Annotated in this window: 19 protein-coding genes; 7 read left to right on the forward strand and 12 right to left on the reverse strand. The window is 64.9% G+C overall.

Annotated elements, in window-relative coordinates; genetic code table 11:
• The first annotated feature begins 25 nt into the window (after positions 1-25).
• The 7 genes from GV832_RS04110 (at position 26) to GV832_RS04140 (ending at position 8,382) form a co-directional block, all read left to right on the forward strand.
• Positions 26-544, forward strand: coding sequence for a c-type cytochrome (locus GV832_RS04110; protein ID WP_168773565.1), 519 nt, complete (start codon positions 26-28; stop codon positions 542-544).
• Positions 545-687: 143 nt separating this feature from the next.
• Positions 688-2,574 carry an extracellular solute-binding protein gene (locus tag GV832_RS04115; RefSeq protein WP_168773566.1) on the forward strand — a complete coding sequence of 629 codons (1,887 nt, stop codon included), beginning with the start codon at positions 688-690 and terminating at the stop codon, positions 2,572-2,574.
• Positions 2,574-3,725 carry a microcin C ABC transporter permease YejB gene (locus GV832_RS04120; protein WP_168773567.1) on the forward strand — a complete coding sequence of 384 codons (1,152 nt, stop codon included), beginning with the start codon at positions 2,574-2,576 and terminating at the stop codon, positions 3,723-3,725. Before GV832_RS04115 ends, GV832_RS04120 begins: the two co-directional genes overlap by 1 nt.
• Before the next feature lie 50 nt (positions 3,726-3,775).
• Positions 3,776-4,888: an ABC transporter permease gene (locus GV832_RS04125; RefSeq protein WP_168773702.1), complete on the forward strand. Its 1,113-nt coding sequence runs from the start codon at positions 3,776-3,778 to the stop codon at positions 4,886-4,888.
• Positions 4,885-6,474 carry an ABC transporter ATP-binding protein gene (locus GV832_RS04130; RefSeq protein ID WP_168773568.1) on the forward strand — a complete coding sequence of 530 codons (1,590 nt, stop codon included), beginning with the start codon at positions 4,885-4,887 and terminating at the stop codon, positions 6,472-6,474. The genes GV832_RS04125 and GV832_RS04130 overlap by 4 nt, the downstream gene beginning before the upstream one ends.
• A complete protein-coding gene (locus GV832_RS04135; protein ID WP_168773569.1) occupies positions 6,471-7,703 on the forward strand; it encodes a glycosyltransferase family 4 protein in 1,233 nt (410 codons plus the stop codon). The genes GV832_RS04130 and GV832_RS04135 overlap by 4 nt, the downstream gene beginning before the upstream one ends.
• 16 nt (positions 7,704-7,719) lie before the next feature.
• Positions 7,720-8,382 carry a hypothetical protein gene (locus GV832_RS04140; RefSeq protein WP_168773570.1) on the forward strand — a complete coding sequence of 221 codons (663 nt, stop codon included), beginning with the start codon at positions 7,720-7,722 and terminating at the stop codon, positions 8,380-8,382.
• Here the strand turns inward: GV832_RS04140 and GV832_RS04145 are convergent.
• The 12 genes from GV832_RS04145 to GV832_RS04200 all read right to left on the reverse strand — a co-directional run bounded on the left by GV832_RS04145 (position 8,354) and on the right by GV832_RS04200 (position 26,088).
• On the reverse strand, positions 8,354-10,384 hold the full coding sequence (locus GV832_RS04145) for a calcium-binding protein (RefSeq protein ID WP_168773571.1): 2,031 nt from the start codon (positions 10,382-10,384) through the stop codon (positions 8,354-8,356). The genes GV832_RS04140 and GV832_RS04145 overlap by 29 nt on opposite strands.
• A gap of 138 nt (positions 10,385-10,522) precedes the next feature.
• Entirely contained in the window at positions 10,523-11,251 is a 729-nt protein-coding gene (locus GV832_RS04150; protein ID WP_168773572.1) for a FadR/GntR family transcriptional regulator, read from the reverse strand.
• A gap of 15 nt (positions 11,252-11,266) precedes the next feature.
• Positions 11,267-12,226: a galactofuranose ABC transporter, permease protein YjfF gene (yjfF, locus tag GV832_RS04155; protein ID WP_168773573.1), complete on the reverse strand. Its 960-nt coding sequence runs from the start codon at positions 12,224-12,226 to the stop codon at positions 11,267-11,269.
• A gap of 3 nt (positions 12,227-12,229) precedes the next feature.
• Positions 12,230-13,201, reverse strand: coding sequence for an ABC transporter permease (locus GV832_RS04160; protein ID WP_168773574.1), 972 nt, complete (start codon positions 13,199-13,201; stop codon positions 12,230-12,232).
• The gene (locus GV832_RS04165; RefSeq protein WP_168773575.1) at positions 13,198-14,691 is read right to left on the reverse strand and encodes a sugar ABC transporter ATP-binding protein; all 1,494 of its coding nucleotides are present in this window, start codon (positions 14,689-14,691) and stop codon (positions 13,198-13,200) included. Before GV832_RS04165 ends, GV832_RS04160 begins: the two co-directional genes overlap by 4 nt.
• 84 nt (positions 14,692-14,775) lie before the next feature.
• On the reverse strand, positions 14,776-15,738 hold the full coding sequence (ytfQ, locus tag GV832_RS04170; RefSeq protein ID WP_168773576.1) for a galactofuranose ABC transporter, galactofuranose-binding protein YtfQ: 963 nt from the start codon (positions 15,736-15,738) through the stop codon (positions 14,776-14,778).
• A 213-nt stretch (positions 15,739-15,951) separates the two neighbouring features.
• Positions 15,952-17,367, reverse strand: a complete 1,416-nt coding sequence (locus tag GV832_RS04175; RefSeq protein ID WP_168773577.1) for a PepSY-associated TM helix domain-containing protein — start codon at positions 17,365-17,367, stop codon at positions 15,952-15,954.
• A gap of 34 nt (positions 17,368-17,401) precedes the next feature.
• Positions 17,402-17,770, reverse strand: a complete 369-nt coding sequence (locus tag GV832_RS04180; protein ID WP_168773578.1) for a DUF2946 family protein — start codon at positions 17,768-17,770, stop codon at positions 17,402-17,404.
• Between the two features lie 103 nt (positions 17,771-17,873).
• Positions 17,874-19,559, reverse strand: coding sequence for a VCBS domain-containing protein (locus GV832_RS04185; RefSeq protein WP_168773579.1), 1,686 nt, complete (start codon positions 19,557-19,559; stop codon positions 17,874-17,876).
• A 9-nt stretch (positions 19,560-19,568) separates the two neighbouring features.
• The gene (locus GV832_RS04190; protein WP_168773580.1) at positions 19,569-24,077 is read right to left on the reverse strand and encodes a M10 family metallopeptidase C-terminal domain-containing protein; all 4,509 of its coding nucleotides are present in this window, start codon (positions 24,075-24,077) and stop codon (positions 19,569-19,571) included.
• Positions 24,078-24,197: 120 nt separating this feature from the next.
• Entirely contained in the window at positions 24,198-24,725 is a 528-nt protein-coding gene (locus GV832_RS04195) for a helix-turn-helix transcriptional regulator (RefSeq protein WP_168773581.1), read from the reverse strand.
• Positions 24,726-24,738: 13 nt separating this feature from the next.
• Positions 24,739-26,088, reverse strand: a complete 1,350-nt coding sequence (locus tag GV832_RS04200; RefSeq protein ID WP_168773582.1) for a sensor domain-containing diguanylate cyclase — start codon at positions 26,086-26,088, stop codon at positions 24,739-24,741.
• Positions 26,089-26,207: the final 119 nt, after the last annotated feature.

A 26,207-nucleotide genomic window follows, 5' to 3' on the forward strand; every position in this document is an offset into this window, starting at 1 on the left:
AGAACTGCCTGAGGGAAGGTGCTGCATGTTCGACACGATGACCATGACCAAGATCGTTGGCGCCGTTTGCGGGGCGCTGCTGTTCTTCCTCTTCGGGGCCTGGGCTGCCAGCTCGATCTATGGCCTGGGCGAAGCTGGCCATGGTGAACATGCCAAGGCGGTCTATCCCGCCGCCGTCGAGGCCGAAGAGGCTCCGGCCGAAGAGGCGGCCGTGAAGGTCGCCTATGCCGATGTCGCTGGCGCCGCCGATGCGGCCGCGGGCGAGAAGGTCTTCGGCAAGTGCAAGTCCTGCCACAAGATCGACGGGACGGATGGCACCGGCCCGCATCTGAACGGCGTCGTGGGCCGCCAGCCGGGCGCCGCTGCGGGCTATGGCTATTCCGACGCGATGAAGGCCGTGACCGAGGCCTGGACGCCCGAGCATCTTTACGCCTTCCTGGAAAACCCCAAGAAGGTCGTGGTCGGCACCAAGATGGGCTTCGCGGGCCTGCCCAAGCCCGAAGACCGCGCCAACCTGATCGCCTATCTCGAAACGCTGAAGTAATCGGCCACCACGCGCCACGACAGGCCGCCTTCGGGCGGCCTTTTTCGTTGATCACGCAACTGCTCACGCAATCGCGGCTTGTGGACCTTTTGCAAAGCGCATTACCTTTCCCCCAAAGAAACCCTGAACGGGCGGAGGTTCGCATGAAGTCGGTGGCGGTGGCACGGGTGCGGGATTGGCGGCTTGGGGTCGCGGGGATGGTTCTGATGGCCGCCCTGGCGCATCAGGCGCGGGCGGAGGACATCATCACCTCCCACGGGATTTCGACCTTTGGCGATCTGAAATACGGGCCCGATTTCACCCCCGATTACGTCAACCAAGATGCCCCCAAGGGTGGCGAGATCTCGATGGCCGCCGTGGGCGCCACCTGGGACACGCTGAACGCCTATTCGATCAAGGGCGTCCCGGGTGCAGGCGCAACCCTGCCCTATGAGACGATCCTGACCGGCACGGCGGACGAGATCGGCGCGTATTATTGCCTGATGTGCAAGACGATGGAGTACCCGGCCGACCGGTCCTGGGTGATCTTCCACCTGCGCGACGATGTTAAATTCGCCGATGGCTCGCCCATGACAGCCGAGGACGTGATCTTTTCCTACGAACAGTTCCGCGACCACGGGCTTTCGGACTTCCGCACCATCCTTTCGACCCAGGTCGACAAGGCCGAGGTCATCGACCCCCTGACGGTGAAATTCACCTTCAAGCCCGGCGTGCCCTTCCGCGATCTTCCCGCCAAGATGGGCGGCTTCCCGGTCTTCTCGAAGGCCGATTTTACCGCCAACAAGCGCGACCTCGAGGAAAGCAGCCTCGAAACCTTCCTCGGCACCGGCCCTTACCAGCTGGACAAGGCGCGCACCGTGACGGGCCGCACCGTGGTCTGGACGCGCAACCCGAGCTATTGGGGCGAGGCCCTGCCGATCAACAAGGGCCAGAACAATTTCGACTCCCTGCGGTTCGAGTATTTCGGCGACCCCAATGCCGCCTTTGAGGCCTTCAAGGCCGGCGCCTATACCTTCCGCATCGAAAGCTCCTCCAAGAACTGGGCCACGGCCTATGACTTCCCCGGCATCCAGAACGGCACGGTGAAGAAGGACGAGATCCCCAACGGCAACAAGGCCAGCGGCCAGGCCTATGTCTTCAACCTGCGCCGCGAGAAGTTCCAGGACCCGCGTGTCCGCGAGGCCATCGGCCTGATGTTCAACTTCGAATGGTCGAACAAGTCGCTCTTCTACGGGCTTTACACCCGCATCAACTCGATCTGGGAGAACAGCTACCTCGCGGCCTCTGGCGTGCCTTCTGATGCGGAAAAGGCCATCCTGCAGCCCCTGGTGGACAAGGGCCTCGTCCCGGCCTCGATCCTGACGGACGAGCCGATCAAGGCCCCGGTCTCGGGCGAGGATCAGCTGGACCGCAAGAACCTGCGCAAGGCCTCCGCGCTCTTGGACGAGGCGGGCTGGACGGTCGGCGACGACGGGCTGCGCCGCAAGGATGGTCAGGTTCTGACCGTTGAAATCCTGAACGACAATCCGCAGTTCGACCGGGTCCACAACCCCTTCATCGAGAACCTGAAAGCCCTGGGCATCGACGCCAAGCTGATGAACGTGGACGATGCGCAATACGAAAACCGCACCCAGCCGCCCTCTTTCGACTTCGACCTGATCACCTCGGGTGCCCAGGCCACCATGGAGCCGGGCGACGAGATGCGGCAATTCTACGGCTCGGAAACCGCCGACAATTCGTCCTACAACGTCATGGGGCTGAAATCCCCCGCCGTCGATGCCTTGGCCCTTGTGGTCGAAGGCGCCAAGACCAAGGACGAGCTTGTCACGGCGACCCATGCCATGGACCGCGTCATGCTGGCCGAGCGCTTCTGGATCCCGCAATGGTACAAGGCCAGCTCCTGGGTGGCCTATTACGACCAATATGCCCATCCCGAAAAGATGCCGCCCTATGCTCTGGGTCAAACCTCCTTCTGGTGGTATGACGCCGCCAAGGGCGACAAGCTGAAAGCTGACGGCGTGCTGCGCTGATGCCTGTCTATATCCTGCGGCGCATCCTCTTGATGATCCCGACCCTGATCGGGATCATGCTGATCAACTTCGCCCTGACCCTTGCCGTGCCCGGCGGCCCGATCGAGACGCTCTCGGCCCGGCTGGAGGGCGAGGGCGAGGCGGCCGACAAGCTGATGGGCGGCGGGTCCGAGACCAAGGACTCCGACCAGGAGAAAGACTCCACCTATCTCGGCGCCCGTGGCCTGCCGCCCGAGTTCCTGGACCAGATCGAGATCGAATTCGGCTTCGCCCGCATCGTCTGCGACCCCGCCTTCACCGGCACGCCTTCACTGAAGGACCCCGCCTGCCGCAAGGAAAAGATCGGCGAGGTCGAGCGTTTCTTCATCATGATGGGCAAATACCTGACCTTCGACTTCGGCGAGAGCTATTTCAAATCCGAATCCGTCATGGCGCTGATCGTGGACAAGCTGCCCGTCTCGATCACTTTGGGCCTGTGGTCGACGCTTCTGGCCTATCTCATCTCGATCCCGCTCGGCATCCGCAAGGCGGTCAAGAACGGGTCCAGCTTCGATGTCTGGACCAGCGGAATCATCATCGGCGCCTATTCCATCCCCTCCTTGCTCTTCGCCCTGCTCTTGATGGTGCTTTTCGCCGGAGGGTCGTTCTTCCGCATCTTCCCCCTGCGCGGCCTGACCTCGGATGGCTTTGCGGATATGACCCTGATCGAGCAGATCAAGGACTATCTCTGGCACATCGTCCTGCCGGTGACGGCGCAACTGATCACCGCCTTCACGACGCTGACGCTCTTGACCAAGAACTCCTTCCTGGACGAGATCGGCAAACAATATGTCATGACGGCCCGCGCCAAGGGCCTGAGCGAAAGCCGCGTGCTTTATGGCCATGTCTTCCGCAACGCCATGATGATCGTCATCGCGGGCTTTCCCTCGGCCTTCATCGGCGTTTTCTTCGGGTCGTCGCTGTTCATCGAAAAGATCTTCACCCTCGATGGGCTGGGGCTCTTGGGCTATAACGCCATCGTCGGGCGTGATTACCCGATCATCTTCGCGACGCTTTACGTTTCGACCCTGATGGGCATGGCGATCACTCTGATCTCGGACCTGACCTATATGCTGATCGACCCGCGCATCGACTTCGAGGCCCGGAGATGAAGATCGACCCCTCGACTCAGTCGATGAAGATCGACCCCAAGACCCCAGCGATGACGCCACTTTCGTTGAACCAGCGCCGCTGGCGGAACTTCAAGGCCAACAAGCGGGCCTTCTACTCGCTGATCCTGTTTTCCATCCTTTACGGCCTGTCGCTGTGCGCCGAGCTGATCGCCAACGACAAGCCGCTTCTGGTGCAATACCAGGGCGAATGGCGCGCGCCCTTCCTGACCTTCTATTCCGAGGCCGATTTCGGCGGCGATTTCAAAACCCAGGCCGATTACAAGAGCCCCGAGGTCCAGTGCCTGATCCTGACCGGGGGCCTGGTCGATTGCCTCGACACGCCCAAAGAGATCATTGCGGGGGTCGAGGATGGCAGCTATGGCGCGGGGCTGGATGGCTTCACCCCGGGCCGCATCATCTGGGCGCCGATCCCGTTCTCCTATGACACGATCAACGACCTGTCAGGCCCCGCTCCGACCAAGCCCGATGGCACCCATTGGCTCGGCACCGACGACACGACCCGCGATGTGCTGGCCCGCGCGATCTATGGCTTCCGCATCTCGGTCACCTTCGGCCTGATCTATTCCGCCATCACCTCGATCATCGGCGTCATCGTCGGCGCGCTCTCGGGCTATCTCGGCGGCCGCGTGGACCTTGTCCTGCAACGCGTGCTGGAAGTCATCTCCTCGACCCCGCAGCTTTACCTGATCATCTTCCTCGCCTCGATTTTCTCGATGAGCTTCTGGCTTTTGATGGCGGTCATGGTGGCTTTCGGCTGGATGGGCCTGGTGGGCCTGGTGCGGGCCGAGACCCTGCGGGTGCGGAACTTCGAATATGTCCGCGCCGCCAAGGCCCTGGGCGTCCCCGGCTGGGTCATCCTCTTCCGCCACATCCTGCCCAATGCCACGGTCTCCACCACGACGATGATGCCCTTCATCGTGACCGGAGCCATCGGCGCGCTGACCGGGCTCGATTACCTCGGCTATGGTCTTCCCGCCTCTTACCCCTCGCTTGGCGAGATGACGCGGCAGGCGCAGAACAACCTCAGCGGCTGGCACCTGACCTTCACGGCCTTCTTCACCTCGGGCATCATGCTGTGCCTCTTGATCTTCATCTTCGAAGGCGTCCGCGATGCCTTTGACCCGCGCCGGACCTTCCGATGAGCCTTTTGACCGTCCAGAACCTCTCTGTCGGCTTCCGCCAGGAGGGCGAGGTCACGCAGGCCGTGCACGGCGTCTCCTTCACGCTGAACAAGGGCGAGACCCTGGCCCTGGTGGGCGAATCGGGTTCGGGCAAGTCGGTGACCGCGCTCTCCACCGTCCGCCTCTTGCCCGAATCCGCCGAGATCACCGGATCGGTCCGCTATGCCGGGGCCGAGATGGTGGGCGCCTCGGAAAACGCCCTGCGCCGGGTGCGCGGCAACGACATCAGCTTTATCTTCCAAGAGCCGATGACCTCGCTGAACCCGCTTCACACCGTCGAGCGCCAGATCACCGAGAGCCTCTCGCTCCACCAGGGTCTGCGCGGCGGCAAAGCCCGCGACCGGGTGGTGGAGCTTCTGACCAAGGTCGGCATCCGCGACCCGGAAAGCCGCATGGCCTCTTACCCGCACCAGCTTTCGGGCGGGCAAAGGCAGCGCGTGATGATCGCCATGGCCTTGGCGAACAAGCCCGACCTGCTGATTGCCGATGAGCCGACGACCGCTTTGGACGTGACGATCCAGGCGCAGATCCTGGACCTTCTGGCGGAACTCAAGGCATCGGAAGGGCTCTCGATGCTCTTCATCACCCATGACCTGAACATCGTCCGCCGCATCGCCGACCGGGTCTGCGTCATGCAGGGCGGCGAGATCGTCGAACAGGGCGTGACGGCGGAGATTTTCGCCAACCCCCAGCATCCCTATACGCAAAAGCTGCTGGCGGCGCATTCCGTGGGCTCCCCCGACCCCGTGCCCGAGAACGCCCCCGAGGTCCTGCGGACCGAGGCGCTGAAGGTCTGGTTCCCGATCACCAAGGGCCTGATGCGCCGCACCGTGGGCCATGTGAAGGCGCTGAACCCCACAAGCTTCGCCATCCGCGCCGGGGAGACCCTGGGCGTGGTGGGCGAAAGCGGCTCGGGCAAATCCACCCTGGCGCTCGGCGTGTTGCGCCTGACCGATGCCGAGGGGCGGGTTTACCTGAACGGGAAGGATATCTCCGACCTCGGCTCCGGCGCGATGCGGGCCTATCGGCGGGATATGCAGGTGGTCTTCCAGGACCCCTATGGCAGCCTCTCCCCCCGGATGACCGCCGAGGCGATCATCGCCGAGGGGCTGGGGGTGCATGGCCTGGAACCCGGCCGCAACCGCCGCGACATGGTGGGCGCGATCATGGAAGAGGTCGGCCTGAACCCCGCCATGATGAGCCGCTATCCGCATGAATTCTCGGGCGGGCAAAAGCAGCGGATCGCGATTGCGCGCGCCATGATCCTGAACCCCAAGCTGGTGGTGCTGGACGAACCGACCTCCGCGCTCGATATGACCGTCCAGGTCCAGATCGTCGACCTCCTGCGCGACCTGCAACGCCGCCACGGGCTGGCCTATGTCTTCATCTCCCACGACCTGCGCGTCGTGCGGGCGATGAGCCACAAGGTCATGGTGATGCGCGCGGGTGACGTGGTGGAACAGGGCGAGACAGAGGCCATTTTCGCCCGACCGCAAAGCGACTATACCAAGGCCCTGATGCAGGCCGCTTTCGGGACCGTGATATGAAGCTTCTTTTCGTCCACCAGAATTTCCCGGGGCAATACCTGTATCTTGCGCCCGAGATGAAGAAGCGCGGCCATGAGTGCATCGCCCTGACCGATTTCGCCAATACCCGCGACAGCTCGATCCCGGTGCTGAAATACAAGCACGAGGCCCCCAAGGTCGATCCCGCCGTCACGAGGCTGGGCCGCAACTACACCCAGATGAGCGACCGAGGCGTCACCGTCGCCCGCGCCTGCATGCAGCTGCGCCAAACCAAGGGCTATGTGCCCGACGTGATCTTCGGCCATTCTGGCTGGGGCGAGACGCTCTTCCTGAAAGAGGTCTGGCCCGAGGCCAAGCTCTTGATCTACGCCGAGTTCTACTACAAGGGACGCGGCGCCGATGTGGGTTTCGACCCCGAATTCAACCCGCCCAATTTCGACCAGGTGATGATCGCCCAGGGCCGGGCGGGGCACCTGGGGCAATCGCTCCTCCATGCCGATGCCGGGCTTGCGCCGACCGAATGGCAGGCCTCGACCTTCCCGCCCAAGCTGCGCGAGATGATCAAGGTCATCCATGACGGCGTGAACACCGATGTCATGGCGCCCAATCCGCAGGCCCAGGTCACCCTGCCCGACGGCCGCATCCTGCATGCGGGGGACGAGGTCCTGACCTTCGTCAACCGCAACCTCGAGCCCTATCGCGGTTACCACACCTTCATGCGGGCGCTGCCCGAGGTGATGGCCGCGCGGCCCAATGCCCAGGTGGTGATCGTGGGGGGGGACGAGGTCTCCTATGGCTCGGCGCCCAAGGACCGCAAGGGCTGGAAAGAGCTGATCCTGTCGGAAGTGGCCGACAAGCTGGACATGAACCGCGTGCATTTCATGGGCAAGGTGCCTTACGACCAGTTCGTGGCGATCATGCAGATCTCCCGCGCCCATGCTTACCTGACCTATCCCTTCGTCCTCTCCTGGTCGATGATCGAGGCCATGTCGGCCGGCGCCCATGTCGTGGGCTCGTCGACCGCTCCGGTGACAGAGGTCATTCGCGACGGGGTGAACGGGAGCCTCGTGGATTTCTTCGACGTCAAGGGCTGGTCGGCCAAGCTGATCCATGCCCTGGCCGAGCCCGAGGCCTATGACGCCATCCGCATCGCCGCCCGCCGCACCGCGCTGGAGCGTTACGACCAGCGCATCCTTCTGCCGCAGATGATCGACTGGGTGGAGAGCTTTGGACCCAAGACGGCTCTTTGACGGCGCACATCTGCGGGTGACGCAGCAAGGCCAGGGGCGGCTTTGGGCGACATTCGACAATTTCGACGCCGAGCGGCGGGGGTTCGACCCCCTGCGGCTGTCGCAAACGGCGGCGGGCTTTGCGCAGGTCCATGTCCAGACGGCGGCGAATGACTGGTATCTGAACCCCGACCTTGCGGAGGCCCTGCGCCTGACCCCGGGTCAGGGGCGGGCCTTGGGGATTTCCATGGGGGCCTTCGGCGCCATCCTCTTCGCCGGCGCCTTGGGGACCGAGGAGGTCATCCTCGTCTCCCCCCGCTTTCCCGCGCCCCTGGGCTGGCCCAAGCGCGCCAAGGTCTATGCCGCTGCGCCACCCGAGGGCTGGGAGGCGCTGCTGGAAGAGGCCACCGCCACCCTGCCCGGCGGAGTCATCCTCTTTGACCCGCATCACAAGGACGACAAGGCCGCCACCCGCTGGCTGATGGCGCGCAATCCCCGCCTTTGTGCCGTGGCCGTGCCCTTCGCCGATCACCCCGCGACCCGGCTTTTCCGCGAGACCGAGACCTGGGGCCCCCTGCAACGGCTGATGCTGTCAGAACCCCTCGCAACCCTGCCCGCCGCCATCGCGGGTCTGCGCCGCCAGGTTCGCCGGAAATCACCCAGCTATGCGGTCAAGACAGGCTCAGCATCGCCCCGCTGACACCGTCTTGCAGCATCAGGCTGCCAAGCCCGCCCGCGTCCTGCAAGATCGCCAGCACCGGACCGTTCATCCCGCCCCAATGGACCAAAAGCTCGGCCCCCGTGCCGCCGATCCCGGCGATCACCTTGCGCTCCAGCGTGAAATTCGACGCTGTCACCCCAGCAGTCCCTTGATAGATCAGGAAATCCTGGTCCGTCGCCCGGAAGTCGCGGATCAGGTCGGTCCCCGTCTCTTTGGCGCGGAAGATGAAGCCGTCGGCGCCGATCCCGCCCCAAAGCGTATCCGCCCCATCCCCGCCCGAGACATAATCGTCGCCCGCCCCGCCGCGCACCGTGTCGGACTGGAAGCGGCCCTCGACCGTGTCATCTCCATCGCCACCCCATATGTCGTCGTTGCCCAGGCCACCCCACAGCCGATCCGACCCAACCCCGCCCCAAAGCGCGTCATTGCCATCGCCGCCGAACAGCGTGTCATCGCCCGACAGCCCATAGATCTTGTCGCTCGAGGCCATGGCGTCGATGCGGTCATTGGTATTCTCGCGCCCCGCCATGTTGTCCGCCGACATCGACCCGAACCGGATCGGCGCCCGGTTCAGCTCCAGAACCAGGGTCTCATGCGCGCCAAGCTGGGTCGCATAGACCCCGCCCGACAGGAAAGAGGCCAGGTTCTGCGCCGTCACCCGCACCGGGGCATCAGGCTCTTCCCAGGGCGCAAGGCCCGTATAGCTCTTGTAGACCCCATCCGCCCCCGAGGCATCGACCCCGATCACCCGCGCCGAGGCCAGGTCATAGCGGTCCAGGTAGTTTTGCAGGTCCATCGACAGCTGGATCGTCCCATCGGCCATCGAGGAGACAAACAGCATCACCTTGGCGCCGCTGGAAAATCCGTGGATGTCGTAATTGTCCGAAGTCACCGGCACCTCGGCCACCTTCATCCCCACGACCTCCTTGGCCATGATCTGCATCAGCGCCCCCGAGGCCTGGAGCGCCCCCCGGTAATCCGCCAAGGCCGAGGCGTTGTACATGGTGGACCAGATGTCCAGCTCGTCGACGCCGAGGGTGACGAGGGTCTGGAACATCTCCAGCAGGATCGGGACCTGTTGCAGGCCAAAGCTCTGCGGGTCCTTGAAATGGACGTTCCATTCCGAAAACACCGTGTCCAGCTCCCGCCCGGCCGCGGTCTGCCAGGTGTTCATCATCTGCAGGACGCCGCCCAGCGTGCCCGGCAGCGCGTCATAGGTATGGGCGTTGGACTGGCCCAGGAACTTGCCCTCGGTGTAATAGAAATGCGTGGTCGTCGCCGTGATGGCCGCCAGCTCGGCGGTTGAGAACTGCGCCATCACATTCTCGTTGCGGGCAAAGAGGTCGGCGACTGACAGGGCCTCTCCGGCGCTGACGCCCCAGACCTGGACCGCGATATCGGGCCGGGTCGCGCCGGGATGGGCGTCGTAATAGCGGTCGATCTCTTGATCGACGATCAGGGCCATGGTGCTGGCGACCTTGCCATATTCGACCGCATTCATGTAACCGGCATATTCGTTGCCAAGTTCGAAGGTCGCGACCCCGCCCGGCCCCGCCTCCTCCAGGATATAGCGGACATAGTCGCGCAAGAGCCCGGCCTTGGAGGCGTCGAAATCCCGGCTCCCATAGGCGCCAGAGGTCAAGAGCTGTTCGGTGGCCAGGATGAAGGTCGCTTGGGTCCCCGTCGCCCGGCAATAATCCAGAAAGGCCTGGGGCGTCGTCAGCTGCATCACCTGGCCGGTCGGAGAAATCGCGGTCGTCGCCTGGGGATTGGCATAGTCGAACAGCGTCTCGGCCTCGGTCCCGCCGGGATAACGCACCAGTTGCGCGCCGATCTGGGTCTGGACCTCGTCGAACTTCTCCCAGGGCAGGGTGCCGAAGCGCTCATAGCCCTGCGCGAGGTTCATCCCCACATGCCGCATGGTGATGACATCGCCACGGACGGTAAAGCCCGCAACTGTCGTCGCCTCGATGATCGCCATGACTGCCCCCGGTCCGAATGATCCGACAGGGCCAAGGTGAGCGGCAGGGCAGGAGCGGCGGTGGCTGAATCATGGCAGCCTGCCGACCTTTCATGAAAAGGCCAACAATCTGAAATGTAACGGGAATTTATGAAAGGTTTAGCGAATCCAGCCGCGGTCGGCAGAGAGGATCCCGGCCATGACAGCAGAGGCGCCCGCGCCGTCGCCCTTGTCGATGGCGGTGATCAGGGCCTCGTAAGCGGCGGTCTTTTCTGCGGCGAAATCGGTGACCCCGGCCTGCATCTGACCGCGCAGGGCCATGGCGAGGGCGAATTCCACCAGGCCGGTGGCCGAGCGCAGGATGGGGTTCTGGCTTGCCTCGGCCATCAGCCGGTGGATCTCGAAAACCGCCAGCCCGTGGCTTTCGACCATGGCGGCCGAGACATGGGCCTGGGCCAGCCAATAGCGCATCATCCGCATCTGCTCGGCCTGGCGGCGGCTCGCGGCCAGGGTCACGGCCTGCATCTCCAGCCCCGCGCGGACTTCACAGAGGCTGTCGGTGAAGCCCGGCTCGGGCGTGGCGTGAAAGATCCAGAACAGGACCTGGCGGTCGAACAAGTTCCAGCGGTTGCGCGCCAGGACGCGGGTTCCGACCTTGGCCCGTGCCTCGACCAGGCCCTTGGCCTCCAGCGTCTTGATCGCCTCGCGCAACACGGTGCGCGAGACCTCGTAGCGGTCGATCATCTCGGCATCGCCCGGCAGGGTGGACCCCACCGGGAAGGCGCCGCTTGCGACGCCCATGCCGATCTCGTTGATGACGAAGGAATGGAAGTTCCGCGCCGCTGGCCTCCCCGACAGGGAGCGGATCAATTGTCCGGGCTCGGCCATTCCGTTCTTTTCCCCTCAGGCACGCGCGGCTTGGGCGCGGAACACCAGCCGTTGCAGGAGGATGAACATAAAGAGAAGCACGCCAATGACAATCTTTGTCCACCAGGAGGACAGGGTGCCGTCGAAGATGATGTAGGTTTGCACAAGCCCCATCAGCATCACCCCGATGAAGGTTCCGGCCACAAAGCCGTATCCGCCCGTGAGGAGCGTGCCGCCGATGACGACGGCGCCGATGGCATCGAGCTCGACCCCCACGGCGGAAAGGCTATATCCCGCCTGGGTGTAAAGCGAAAAGACAATGCCCGAGAGGCCGGCGAGGGTCGAGGACAGCGTATAGATCAGGATCGTCGTGCGTCCGATCGGCACGCCCATCAGCTCGGCCGAATGGGCATTGCCGCCGAGCGCATAGACATTGGCCCCGAACCGGGTGCGGTGGGCCAGAAGCGCGCCGAGGACAAAGACCAGGACCATGACGCCGCCGATCATGCTCAGGCGACCTCCGCCCGGCATTTTCCAATAGGCCTGGCTGATCCAGTCATAGATCTCGTGGTTGATCGGGATCGAATCCGCCGAGATGACCGAGGCCGCTCCGCGCGCAAGGAACATCCCCGCCAGCGTCACGATGAAGCTTGGCACCTTTAGCCAGTGGATCGCGGCCCCCATGGCCGCGCCGAAAGCCGCCGAGACGGCGAGCGCAATGGCGAAGGCCACGGCGGGGTGATAGCCGCCCCAAGAGATCATCACGGCGACAAAGACTCCGGTAAAGCCGATGACCGCGCCGACCGACAGGTCGATGCCGCCCGACAGGATCACAAAGGTCATGCCGACCGCCGTGATGCCCAAAAACGCGTTGTCCGTGAGGAAATTCCCCAGGACGCGGGTCGAGACCAGGGTCGGGAACTGAAAGGCCGCTGCCGCATAGGCCAGGATGAAGATGACGGCGGTGGCGGCCAGGGGGCGCAGGGAACGGTTCATGACTTACGCCCTCTTGAACAGCCGCGAGGCGACCGGGGATTGCAGGACCAGGATGGCGATGATGATGCCCGCCTTGACGATCAGGTTGAACTGCGGCGGAAAGCCAGAGACCAGGATGCCGGTGTTCATCGCCTGGATGATCATGGCGCCCAGAACCGCCATGGGGATCGAGAAGCGGCCTCCAAGCAGAGAGGTCCCCCCAATGACGACGGCCAGGATCGCGTCCAGCTCCAGCCAGAGGCCGGCGTTGTTGGCGTCGGCCCCGTGGATATCGGCGGCGACGATGATGCCTGCCACGGCGGCGCAGAAGCCCGAGAAGACATAGACCAAGATCAAGAGCGACATGGCCGAGATGCCCGCAAACCGCGCGGCGGAGCGGTTGACGCCCACGGCCTCGACCAACAGGCCCAGGGCGGTGCGGCGGACGATCAGCGTGGTCAGGATCAAGAGCGCAACGGCGATCAGCACGGGCATGGGCAGGCCCAAGGCGCTGCCGGTGCCGATGTAGATCAAGGAGGGGTCGTTGAAGGTGACGATGAAGCCCTGGGTGATCAGCTGGGCGATGCCTCGCCCCGCCACCATGATGACGAGGGTCGCAATGATCGGCTGGATGTCCAAAACGGCCACCAAAACGCCGTTCCAGAGACCGCAGAGCAGCCCCGCGACCAGCGCCAGGGGCACCGCCTGCCAGACCGTCAGGCCGCTTTCGACCCCCGTGGCGGCCACCGCCCCGGCAATCGCCATGACCGCGCCGACCGACAGGTCCACGCCCTTGGTCGCGATCACCATGGTCATGCCAATGGCCAGGATCGCCACAGGCGCCCCCCGGTTCAAGACGTCGATGAGGGAGCCAAAGAGCCTGCCGTCCTTCCACTCGACCGAGAAAAACCCGGGGAACAGCAGCCAGTTGAACAAAAGCACCGCGACAAGGGCGATGGTTTGCGGGGTAATCAGTCTCTGCACACGCAGTTTCATGGGGCCTCCTGGGCCGCGATGGCCTGCACGATGACTTGCGGCGCGATATCGGCACCCTTCAGCTCTGCGACCATGGCCCGGTCGCGCATCACCACGACGCGGGAGGAATAGGCCACGACCTCATCCAGCTCCGAGCTGATGACCAACAGCGCCAGCCCATCCTCGCGGAGGCGGTTGATGGTGCGGACGATCTCGGCATGGGCGCCGACGTCGATGCCCCTTGTTGGCTCGTCCAGGATCAGAAGCTTGGGGTCGATGGCCATCCAGCGGGCGAGGATCACCTTCTGCTGGTTCCCCCCCGAGAGGAGCTTGACCGGCATGTTGTGATCCGCCGCGCGGATGTCCAAAGCCTCGGCAAAGCGGCCGGCGATGTCGTCCTGTTCGTCGCGGGAGAGGGCCTTGAACCAGCCAAGCTTGGCCTGCAAGGCGATCACGATATTCTCGCGGACCGACAATTCGCCAAAGATGCCATCGACCTTGCGATCCTCGGGGCAGAACCCCATCCCCGCCGCAACCGCCTGGCGCGGAGACCGCAGGGTCAGCGGCCCGCCCAGCGAAATGGACCCCGTATCGGCCAAATCGACGCCAAACATCAGCCGCGCCATCTCGGTCCGGCCACTTCCCAAAAGCCCCGCGACCCCCACGACCTCGCCCTGGTGCAGGGTCAGGTCGAAGGGCGCAACCGAGCCCTTGCGGCCCAGACCCTTGAACTCCGCCAAGGCCGGGCCGCTGGCCCCGATCTCGGTCACCGGGCTATGGGCAAAGACCACGTCCTTGCCCAGCATCATCCGCACCACATCGGTGCGCGACAGGCCCGAAATCGCCTGTGTAGAGACCAGTTTCCCATTCCGTAGCACGGTCACCCGGTCGGCAATCGCAAAGACCTGGTCGAGGAAATGGGTGATGAAAACCACCGCCAGCCCGCGCGCCTTCAGCTTGGCGATGACCTCAAACAGGCTTTCGACCTCGGCCCGGTCCAGGCTGGCGGTCGGCTCGTCCAAGACCAGCACCTTGCCCGAGAGCTTCACCGCCCGGGCAATCGCCACGATCTGCTGCACGGCCACCGAAAAGCTGCCCAACTCCGCCCGAACGTCGATCTCCAGCCCGTAGCCCGCCAGGATCTCCCGCGCCCCGTCATGCATCGCGCGCTTGTTCAGCATCCCCCAACGCATCGGCTGATGGCCGAGGTAGAGGTTCTCGGCCACCGAGAGGTTCGGAACCAGGTTCACCTCTTGATAGACCGTCCCGATCCCGGCGGCTTGCGCCTGCAGGGGATCGCGGAAGGCGACCTCGGCGCCCTCCAGCACCACAGCACCCGAATCCGGCTGATAGGCTCCGGTCAAAATCTTGATCAGCGTCGATTTCCCGGCGCCATTCTCGCCCAAAAGCGCATGGACCTCTCCGGGGAAGAGGTCGATATCCACGCCCGCCAGCGCCTGGTGCGCGCCAAAGACCTTCCCCAGGCCTCGCCCTTGCAACATCGGTTCCATGCTGATCCCCCCCATCAAAAGAAAGCCTCGGGCCGCGACCCGAGGCAAGGTAATTCCGCCGAGGTTTCCCCCGGCGGAGGGAGCTCAGTAGCCCAGCGACTTGCGACGCTCGGCCTCGCCAGCCGGATCGTCGGCCTGGGTGTAAAGCTTCGACTCGGTGATGATGAACTTCTCGGGGACGGTGCCGTCCTTCAGGAAGGCCTCCAGCGCGTCGAAAGCCGGGCCCGCCATGTTCGGCGTCAGCTCGACCGTCGCATTGGCATCGCCCGCCGCCATGGCCGAGAAGATATCCGGAACCGCGTCGATCGAGACGGTCAGGATATCGGTGCCCGGCTTCAGGCCCGCATCCTTCATCGCCTGGATCGCGCCGACCATCATGTCGTCGTTATGGGCATAGACGGCGCAGATATTCTTGCCGCCGTCTTCGGCCTTGATGAAGCCTTCCATGACCTCTTTGCCCTTCGACCGGGTGAATTCGCCGGTCTGGCTGCGCGAGATGGTGAAGTTGGCATGGGCGGCAATCGTGTCGTCGAAGCCCTTCTTGCGGTTGATCGCGGGCGAGGAGCCGACGGTGCCTTCCAGCTCGACGATGGTGCAGGGCTTGTCGCCCACGGTGTCGACCAGCCACTGGGCGGCCACGGCGCCTTCCTTGACCTGGTCCGAGGCGACCGAGGTCAGGTAGAGGTCCTGCGAGGCGTCGATGCCACGGTCCAGGAGAACCACGGGAATCCCCGCATCCTTGGCTTCGCCCAGGACTTCATCCCAGCCGGTGGCCACGACCGGAGCGATCAGGATTGCATCCACGCCCTGGGCGATGAAGCCGCGCAAAGCCTTGATCTGGTTCTCTTGTTTCTGCTGCGCATCGGCGAACTTCAGATCGACGCCGCGCTTCTCGGCCTCTTGCTTGGTTACCGAGGTTTCCGCCGCACGCCAGCCCGATTCCGATCCGATCTGGCTGAAGCCCACCACCAGCCCATCTGCCATGGCCGTCGTGGACAAAAGCGCGCCAATCCCCGCGGCGAGCGCGAGTTTCTTAAAGGTCTTCATGATTCCTCCCAAAGGTCTGCGGTGTCTCCCGCACCGTGTTTCCACCCTAGCAAAAGTAATACTATATGCAAACCGGGTTCTAGGCGCGGTGCGGCATGGCAGGAAAGGGCTTGAAATGAAACAAAAACCGCGCTGCCTTATGCTGCGGTGCAGCATAAGGCCCGCCGGCGGAACCGGCGGGCCAGGACGAGCCTCAAGGGGTGATTCGCGCCCCTAGGAGACCAGCCGCTTCAAGGGCGCGACCAGGCGCAGGACGACCAGATCCAGTGCCAGGACGGCCAAAAGCGTCAGGCCCAGAACCGGAATGGTGAGCGACAGGAGCAGGATCGCCAGCACCATCCAGCCCGAGACCGGAACTTCAGTGGGCAGGGGCGGAGCCGCCAGCCGCAGCGCCTTGGCCGGGCGGCGGACCCACCACATCACCACGGAACCGATGCACATGAAGATCACCGACAGGCAGAAGGCCAGGTTCAACGCGATGTTCCACCAGCCCATCTGGCCCTCATGCAGCGCGATGCCCACAGCCATGGCCTTGCCCACCACGGGGTAATCGGCATAGCGCACATCGGCCAGGACCTTGCCGGTATACTGGTCGATATGAACCGTCCGGTCCGAGGTCGGGTCGGGCGAGTCGTAAGACATCGAATCGCGGCTCAGCGTCCAGACCCCGGTCTCATCCGCCGGTTTGGTGACCTGAACGCGGCCGTCAAAGCCGATGGCGCGGGCCAGGGCCACGACCGTCTCCAGCACGACCGGCGTGCCCTCCGGCAGGATTTCCACGCCCACGGTCGAGCCAGACTCCGGCAGCGGCGTCAGCTCCAGCGTCCAGGGGACCTCTTTGACTCCGGTGTGGTTCTGGCTGGCATGGGTCTGATCCGACAAGGGCGCACCCCATTTCTCGGCCGGAAAGGTGTTCCAGGGCTGCACGAACTTGCCGCCCCAGATCCCCGCCCAGGCAAGGCCCGAGACCAGGAAGAAGAACAGCACGATCCCGATCCAGGCTCCAACCGAGCGGTGGGTGGACTTCCAGAAAGCCCGCCCCTTCGCTGCCAGTTTCGGCACGAACATGGCGGAAAAGCTCTCTCCATTGCGAGGCCAGGCCATCCAGAAACCCGAGACGACCAAAAGAACCCCCAAGGAGGCCGCGATTTCGATCAGCAGGTCGCCCCACCATTCGCCCTCGCCGGGGAAGAGAAGCGTGCCGTGCAAGGTGGTGGCCCAGTCGTTCCAGGTCCCGGCCTCGGGCCGCTGATGGATGACTTGGCCGCTATAGGGGTCCAGCGCGACCATGACCGCGCCATCTGCGGTCTGGACGCGGAACAGAGCCGGTTTCTCGGCGTCGATGGGCGCGACATATTTGTCGACCGTGCCGGGGACGGCGGCGATTGCGGCGGCCTCTTGCTCGGTGACGGTCAGGACCTTGTCGCCCGGCGTCACCGCCATGCGGTCGCCATATTCCGGCGAGATCGCGGTGACCCAAAGGATGATCAGGCCCGTGCAGGCCAGCATCAGAAGGAAGGGGATGACGTAAAGCCCGGCGTAGAAGTGCCAGCGCCAGACGGCGAAATACAGGCGTTGAATGCGGGTTTGACCCGCCGGGGCGCTTTCGCCCGCGTCGACAGAGACCATTTTGTCCTCGGATATCTGATGTGAAGGGAAGGGTTCACACCAGGCGCGGAGGACCCCTTGCCCAGATGCCGCGCGGATCATGCGCGGGCCGCCAGATATCGGCCTCGATCACCGGGGCTGCCGTGGTCACGCGGCTCAGAAAGACCGGCGAGGTCTGGACCGGCTCGATCGCCAGGCCACAAGCGGCCCAGTCGCAGCTTGATTTCTTCGTCGAGGGCGGCGCGGGCCGGAACTCTCCGGTCGCGGGGTCCAGCACCATCATCATCGGCCCCTCGCCCGAGCAGATGACCATGACCATACCGCCCTCCGCCCCTTGGGCAGGCATCAGGCCGACCTGGAATTGCGCCGAGAAGATCAGCAGCAACAAGAGGATAGGCCGAAACAGGGCGGAAAGGCGTGACATGTCTGGCTCCGGACGGTCGCCCGTCGGGCCTTGGATAGACCCAAGCGCCGCCTTGGGTCAAGTGCGCCGGGACCGGATTGCCCCAGGTCCCGGCGCCTTGGGTTCAGCCGAAGATGAAGTCCTGGATCGTCAGCCCATGAAGGTTGTCGAGGATGACCACGGTTCCCGCGATCTCGACCCTCGTATCTGCGCCGACCTCGGTCCAGGTGACCTGGGCCTGCGCCTGGGCGGAGAACACGAGGTGATCCTCACCCAGGGTAAAGTCGGTGACATGGTCCACCCCGCCGCGCGAGGCAAAGAGAAAGCGGTCTGCGCCCAGGCCCCCGGTCAGGACATCGGCGCCACGGCCTCCGGCGAGGAGGTCATCGGCATAGCCTCCGGTCAGACGGTTGGCCCCCTCCGAGCCTGTCAGACTGACGGAGCCAAGGCTCAAGCTGGCATCCACGGCCTCGAAACCCCGGGTGCGGCCCGCATCGCCCGCGACCTGGTCCAAAGCCGAAAGCGTCACCGTGGCGGCGCTTTTGATGACCAGCGTGTCATAACCCGACTCGCCATCGGCCAAGCCGTCGGCCGCGTCCCAGATGATCCGGTCCGCACCATCCCCGCCCAGGACCCGGTCCGCTCCTGCCCCGCCGTCGATCGTGTCGGCGCCGCCATTGCCCAGGACCGTGTCCGCTCCCTCGGCCGCGTAGATCCGCTCTGCCAGCCCGCGCCCATTGATCCGGTCGGCCCCAAGGCCCCCCAGAACCAAGGGATCCGTCACCCCGGTGATCGAGACCGAAAGCGCCGCCGTCGTGCCATCCACCGAGGCCAGGTCCAGGCTGTCGATCAGCACCTGCCCCGTGCTCATGCCCTGAACCGGAAGCGCATCTGCATCGACCTGGTAGCTCCAGGCGCCGCCTGTCACGGCAAAGACCCCGAAGGCGCCGGCGAAGACGCCCTGGGTGGCCAGGACGGCCTCTCCGGCGTCAATATCCGTCACGACAACGGCGCCAGAGGCCATGCCCCCCTCTTCGCCAACGGTCCCCGCCAGACCCAGGAACTGGGCCGCGTCATTCTCTCCGGTCACCGTCACCTGGGCGAAGGCATCGGTGACATGCAGCCCGTCGCTGACCTGGTAGGCCAGGGTCACGACTTCTGTCACGCCCTGGCCGAGGTATTGAAACGCCGCCGGGTCCAGCGTCAGGACCGAGCCGCTGACCGTGACCCCCGGGGGCAAGGCGCCCAGACCCGTCACGAACAAGGCGGAAATGGGGTCCGGGTCGCTGGCCAGGGCCAGAAGATCGACCGAGACCGGCAGCCCGTCCTCGATGGTCGAAGCGGTCACCACGCCCGAGACCACGGGCGCATTGAGGTTCGGATCGACCAGCCAGATATCGCCATCGGTGAACTTCAGATGCTCGACCCCCGTCGCTATGGTCCGCGCCGCGCCGACCAGGTCGGTGACCGTGATGCCGAAGCCCACCGTGTTGACCACGTGAAACTCCGCCATGGTTCCGGCGAAAGAGACTGTGTCATAGCCGTCCCCCCCGACGATCCCCGTGGCGGGGGTCAGCATGGCGCCATTGGTCGCGGTCCGGTCGATGACGATCAGGTCATTGCCCGCCCCGCCATCGATGCGGTTGGTCCCCGAGCCTCCGTCGATCGTATCGGCTCCATCGCCGCCCGACAGCATGTCATTGCCGCCAAAGCCCATGAGCACATCGCCCGAGGTCGTGCCGGTCAGGGTATCGGCCCCATTGGTCCCCAGGAAGTAAATCGGGCCCGAGGGAAAATCGCCAATGTTCATCAGGTTTCCTTACAAGATCAGGTCAGTAACAACCGGAGCCATCCCGGTCGCAAGGTCAAAGCGCAGGACGAAATCGGCCAGCCCATCGCCATTCGTATCGCCCTGAAGCTGGAGGAAACCGCCGACGGTGGCCAGGCGCAGCTCCCCGGCGACATGGCCAAAGGCGGCGGCGTCGATGAAGGCGAAGCCCTGGTCGCCCAAGGTCAGCGTATCGGCGTCGATGGCGCTCAGGTCGATATGGTCTTCGCCCGAGGTGAAGTCGCGGATCACGTCCGAGCCCGACCGCAGGCTGTCGCGCTGGGTAAAGACGAAGGTATCGCCGCCCAGGCCGCCAGAAAGGTCATCCCCGCCAAGCCCGCCCTCGATCCGGTCATCGCCATCGTCTCCCGCGAGGATATCGACGCCGGAGCCTCCCTTGAGGTCATCCAGACCCGCCCCGCCCGAAAGGCTGTCATTGCCCGCGCCGCCCGAGACGCTGTTGTCATCGTCGCTGCCGATCACCGTGTCATTGCCGATGCCGCAATCGGCATTCTCGATATGGGTCTGGGTCGCGGTGGTCAGGCCCGTGGTGATCGCACTCACGATATTGGCACTATCAAGGCCCAAAGTGACCACGGCGCCTCGGCCAAGCTGGGTGACCAGGCCCTGGTAGGTCGACTCGTAGCCGCCTGCCACGGCAAAGATCGGGATGATGCCCGCGGCCTGCAAGGCCGTGGCGAGCTGCGCGATCATCGGGTAATCCTCGCCGATCCCGCCGCCATCCATCACACCGTCGCCATTGTTCGGCGTCAGGATCCCCGCCGCCGCACCATCGCCCGCCACATGGAAGGGCGCATCGGTAAACAGCACCACGAAGCGCGCGGAATCCGCCCGGAAGCCGGTCTCGGTCGCATGGAGCGCCAGCTGCATCAGCGCCTCGATCTGGCTTTCCGGACCATCGGCCCCCGAGAGATTGCTGATGCGGTTATAGGTCGCCAGCAGCGTCGCGGCATCGGCGCTCAGCGCCTGTTCCAGCTTGTAGACCCATTCCCCGGAGACACCGAAGGGCGAGATCGGCTTGTCGATGAAGGAGCTGACGCCAAAGGTCGCGTTGGCCTGCACCGCCTGGATCGCCGCCACCAATTGCGGCACCAGGCCGCGCACCGTGGCGATGTCATCCCCGAAGCTGCCGGTCAGGTCTTGCAGGAACTGCACATCCAGCGGAGAGGCCGTGCTGCCGCCGCCGCCGATATGGCAGTTTTCATCCTCGATCACGCTGTCGGTGTTGCCCGAAAGGTCGATATAGTCATTGCCCGTGCCCTCGGACGCGTCCAGCGTGTCATCGCCGAGGAAATCCTCGATCTCGCAAGAGGCGCCGTTGATCCGGTAACGGTCGTCGCCCGCCCCGCCCGACAGAACGTCATGGCCCGAGCTGGCATGAAGCTCGTCATCGCCCTCGCCCGCCAGAAGCAGGTCATTGCCCGCGCCCCCGTCGATGGAGTCATTGCCCGTGCCGCCCTCCAGGATATTGTCGCTGGCGCTGCCGGTCAGGCTATGCGCCGTGCCGCCCAGGCGGATGATCTCGACATCGCCCGTCACCGTCAGCCCGTCGCGCATCAGGACAGCGACATCCAGGCCCGAGGTCTCGATGATCACATCGCCCGAGGAGTCGATGATATAGGTGTCATCCCCCGCTCCGCCGACCATCGTGTCATTGCCCGCGCCGCCATCCAGCGTGTCGTTGCCCTCCAGCCCCACAAGGCTGTCGCGCCCGGTCGAGCCGTTGATCTGGTTGTCGCCCAGGTTGCCCGTGCCGGTCAGGCCGCCCTTGGTCAGGGTCAGAACCTCGACCCCCTCCGTCATGGTCCAGGAGGCCGAGGCCAGGACCGTGTCGCGGCCCCCGGTCTCGGTCACCACGTCGCCCGCATTGTCGACGCGGTAAAGGTCGTCGCCCAGGCCCCCCACCATCGTATCCGCGCCAAGCCCGCCGCTCAGCGTATCGGCGAGCGCGGTTCCGGTGATCGTATTGGCCAGCGTGTTGCCCGTGCCGACATGCGCGGCCCCGGTCAGGACCAGGTTTTCCAGGTTGGCGCCCAGGACCAGGTCGACCGAGGCGTAAACAGTGTCTATACCTGCGTTTTTGGCCTCGGTGATCGTGTCCAGGCCGTCGGTGAAGTAGCTGTCGTCGCCCCTGCCGCCAGCCAGGCTATCGGCGCCCAGACCGCCGTCCAGGCTGTCGGCTCCCGCGCTGCCCAGGATCGTGTTGGCATATTCGCTGCCCGTGCCGCGCAGACCCGCCCTGGTCAGGACCAGGGTCTCGATCTCGCCGCGCAGGGTGAAATCCGCGCTGGCATTGACCCTGTCATTGCCCTCGCCAGCGTTTTCGAAGACCTGGTCCAGCGTCGCATCGACATAATAGGTATCGTCGCCGCCGAGGCCCCGCAGCGTGTCCATCCCCGCCTTGCCGTCCAACACGTTGTTCAGCGCATTGCCGGTGATCGCGTTGAACCCGGCATTGCCCGTGCCCTTCAGCGCCGCGCCCTCCAGGATCAGGTTTTCGACATTGGCGCCCAGGATATAGTCGAACGAGGCCCGCACCGTGTCGGTGCCGCCCGCCGCTGCCTCGATCACCACATCGCCCGCCTCGGTGACCTGGTAAGCGTCGTTGCCCTGGCCGCCGATCATCGTGTCATTGCCAGCCCCGCCCACCAGCCAGTTGGCCGCGACATTGCCGGTCAAGGTATTGTCCAGCGCGTTGCCGATGCCATTTTCGGCCGCGCCGAGCAGAACCAGCTTCTCGACATTCTCGGCCAGGCTGTGGTTCTGCGCGCTTTGCACCGTGTCGATGCCGCCATCCAAGGCCTCGACCACCACATCGCCCGCATCGACCAGGTAGAGGTCATCGCCTGCCCCGCCGATCAGGCTGTCGGCACCCTGGCCGCCCTCCAGCGTGTCATTGCCGCCGCCCGTCTCGATCGTGTCATTGCCGCCCAGGCCCAGGACCGAATCCGCCCCCTCGCCGATGGCGTGATGCGGCCCGCCATAGCCCGCGCCGATCAGATCCGCCGCCGCAGAGCCATAGACATTGTCGTCCCGCGTCCAGGAAGAGGGGGTATACAGCACCTGCACCCCTTCTCCGACACCCGGAGCGCCGATCATCAGGTCCACCCGCCCATCGCCGTTCAGGTCTTGGGTCAAGGCCAGCGACATGCCCGTCAGGCTGCCCGCCGCTCCCACGATCTTGGCCCCACCGATCGAGGCCGACAGGTCGGCCAGGGACACCGGACGATAAAGCTGATCGCCCCAGGCGACATAGACCGCCCCGGCGTTTGCCCCGCCCTCGGCATCATGCGGCGTGCCGAGGATCAGGTCCTTGATGCCGTCGCCGTTCAGGTCGGCATTGCCCAGGACCCGCAGGTCCGCCATCGCGCCGCCGGTGATCTTGACCCCACCGACCCCGGCCGCCACATCCGAGAGGCTGACATCGGCATGACCCGCCTGGCCGTAGACAAGCCAGGCCGCGTTGGTCCCGCCGATCAGGATATCCTCGCGCCCGTCGCCGTTCACATCGCCCGCGCTGGTGACCGAGACCCCCGCACCCGAGCCCGCCTCGCCGCTGATCTTGTAACCCGAGGCGAGGGCACCAAGGCTCACCGCGCCGCCCGAGGCCTGACCATCGACGACCCAGACCGCCCCCGCGCCGCCATCAGCGGTTGCGCTGCCCAGAAGGATCTCGGCCTTGCCGTCGCCGCCCTGGTCGCCCAGCGCCGCCACGGCTTTGCCGATCATGTCGCCCGCAGCCGCGCCCTGGATCGCAAACCCGCCCGTCCCCGCCGCAACGGTGTTCAGTTGAACCGTCGTCCCCGTGCCCTTGCCCCAGACGACATAGGCCGCCCCGGCGTCGGCTCCGCCCGCGTCATTCCCGGGCGCGCCGATCAGCACTTCGGCCAGCCCGTCGCCGTTCATGTCGGCAATCGAGGTCATCGACCACCCTGCCAGGTCGCCAGCGGCCTGACCCCGGATCGAATAGCCCTCGGCCCCGTTGCCCACAACATCGGCCAGGTCGATCCCGGCCCCATTGGCCGCAGCCATGCCCCAAAGGACAAAGCCCATCCCGGCATCCGCCGCGCCATTGGCCACCATCCCGGGGGCCGAGACCAGGATCTCGCCGCGCCCGTCGCCGTTCAGGTCGCCGATCCCCGCCATGGCAAAGCCTGCCATGTCGCCCGCGTTCACACCGTCGATGATCAGGACATCGGGAAGGTAATCCGCGAATTTCTCCGACACCCCCGGGGCCGAGGCGCCAAGCATGACGAAGGCCCGGCCCGCATTGACCGCCTTGTCGTCATCCCCCGGCGCGCCGATGGCCAAATCCGCCAGCCCGTCGCCGTTCAGGTCGGACAGGCCCGCGATATTGCCTTTCGCAAGACCTCCAACCGGAACGGTCGCGAGATCTCCGAAAAAGTCCGAGGTCAGGGTATAGCCGCCGCCGGAAAGGACGGTCGGGACGAGTTGGATCTTGTTGGAAGGAAGGGTCATGGCGAGGTCCATCGTGGGATTGAGTTGCCGCCATGGCCGGGGAATCCCCCTTTTCGGTCAATCGACCAAAGTCTGTAAATCGGCCCTCTGAACCATCCTCATAGACCCTCAAACCCGCCGTCAGCTTTTGCTTACGACCTCTGTCGTCGCGGCTTCGGACCTTGGTCCGGGCGGGGCAGCGGGAGGTGTCAGCAGGGTCTCGACGAAGACCGCGCCAAGCTGGGCGCGATTCGCCGTGCCGGATTTCGCATAGATTTTCGTGAGTTGCGCCCGCACCGTGCCCAGGGCCGCACCGCGCAGGGCGGCGATCCGGTCGATCTCGTGGCCCTGAAGGGACAAAAGCGCCACCTCGCGTTCGGCCGCGGTCAGGTGCCAGTCGTCGAATCTCTGTTCGATCACGCGGCGGAACTCTCCGGAGGCAATCGCAAGGGCCGAGCTCTGCGCCCGGGCCCGGCGCAGGCTGTCAACCAGCGCCCGCGCCACCAGGGCCATGCCGACGCCCAGCGCGACCGCCACCAGACCCTCGGTCCAGGGGTGCAGGTCCGAGGGGTCATGGGCCATTTCCTCGGCCGCATCCAGCAGGAAGAAGACCAGAGCCACGCCCTGGACCGCCAGGGCAAGGGTCAAGCCAAGGGGAATCAGCCGCACCGACGACCCCATGTCAGGCCAGGGCCGCGACTGCGCCGCCCATCAGCTTGGCCTTGTACATCGCCCGGTCGGCCCAGGTCAGCACATCCGAGACCGAGGATTCCTTGTCGGCCATGGCGATGCCGACCGAGACGGTCATCTCTTCACCCTGATGGCGCGTCAGGCTGCGGGCGTGGTCGATCACCGCCTGGCCCAGGTGGACCATCTGATCATAGCCGGTGCCCGCAGCGATCACGGCCAGGAACTCATCCCCGCCGGTGCGCGCGATGATCTCGGCCTGGGTCAGCTTTTCCGTCAGCGCGCGGGCGACACATTCGATCATCTCGTCGCCGACGGCATGGCCGAAGCGGTCGTTCACCCGCTTGAAACGGTCCACGTCGAACAAGAGGAACCCCGTCCCGTCCGGCGGCCGCCCATCGGGGCAAAGCTGGGAGAGGTAGCTGCGCAACGAGCGGCGGTTGTGCAGCCCGGTCAGGGGATCGTGGTTCGAAAGATACTCCAGCTCTTTATGCGCCAGGCTCAGCTGATAAAGCCGCTCTTCGGCCTCGCGCTTGGCTTCCTCCAGCTGAAGGCTGCGCTGGATGTCGTCGGTCATGTCCCAGTTGACGCCCATGAAGCTCAGCCCCTCGGGCGCGTCTTCGACCAGGCTGACGCGGCTGCGGATGTGGCGGATCACGCCATCCTCAAGCCTTATGATCCGGTAGTCCAGGTCGTAATCCTCTCCACTGGACTGGCCCCAGGCTGTCCGCTCGAGCACCATTTCCAGGTCGTCGGGATGGATCGACCTTTCCCAGATGTCGCGCGGCAGGGGGTCCAGGTCCTCTGGGAGACCGTAGATCTGCCGCAGGCGGCGGTCCCAATGCACGGAGTTGGTCTTGGCATTGTATTGCCAGACGCCGATCTTGCCGACCGTCAGGGCGATATCCAGCTGCTTGGAGTAGAGCGCCCGCTCGTCCTCGGTCTTCTTCATGGCGGTGATGTCGGTATCGACACCCACGAAGCGGGTTGCCCGGCCCTGGGCGTCATGCCCGATGGCACGGCCCCGGCACATGATCCAGACCCATTCGCCGTCGGGCTTCTTCTCGCGGTATTCGAAGGACACTTCGTCGGCGCGGCCCTCGTTGATCAGGGTCGTGTAGTGGCGGGCGATGGCCAGGTCGTCGGGGTGGACGATGTCATACCATTCTTCATCGGTTTGCGGCATGGGACCACCGGGGATCAGGCCGCGGATTTCATGCCAGCGGCGCGAATAGTGCTTTTCCCCGGTCGAAATGTCGTAATCCCACACGCCAAGACCGGCCGCAGAGATCACGGCCTGCCAATAGCTGGTCGGTTCCGGTCCGATATTGCCAAGCAGGTCCATGCTTGCCCCCGTTCGCCGCACAGCATGCAGTATAGGATCAGAGTCTTGCAGCGTCATTATGAACAGCCTGTCAAAATCGCTTCAGACGCGAAATCTGTGTTGCATTTGCACCTGATTTG

The organism is Stagnihabitans tardus, assembly GCF_009925085.1.
Lineage (GTDB): Bacteria > Pseudomonadota > Alphaproteobacteria > Rhodobacterales > Rhodobacteraceae > Stagnihabitans > Stagnihabitans tardus.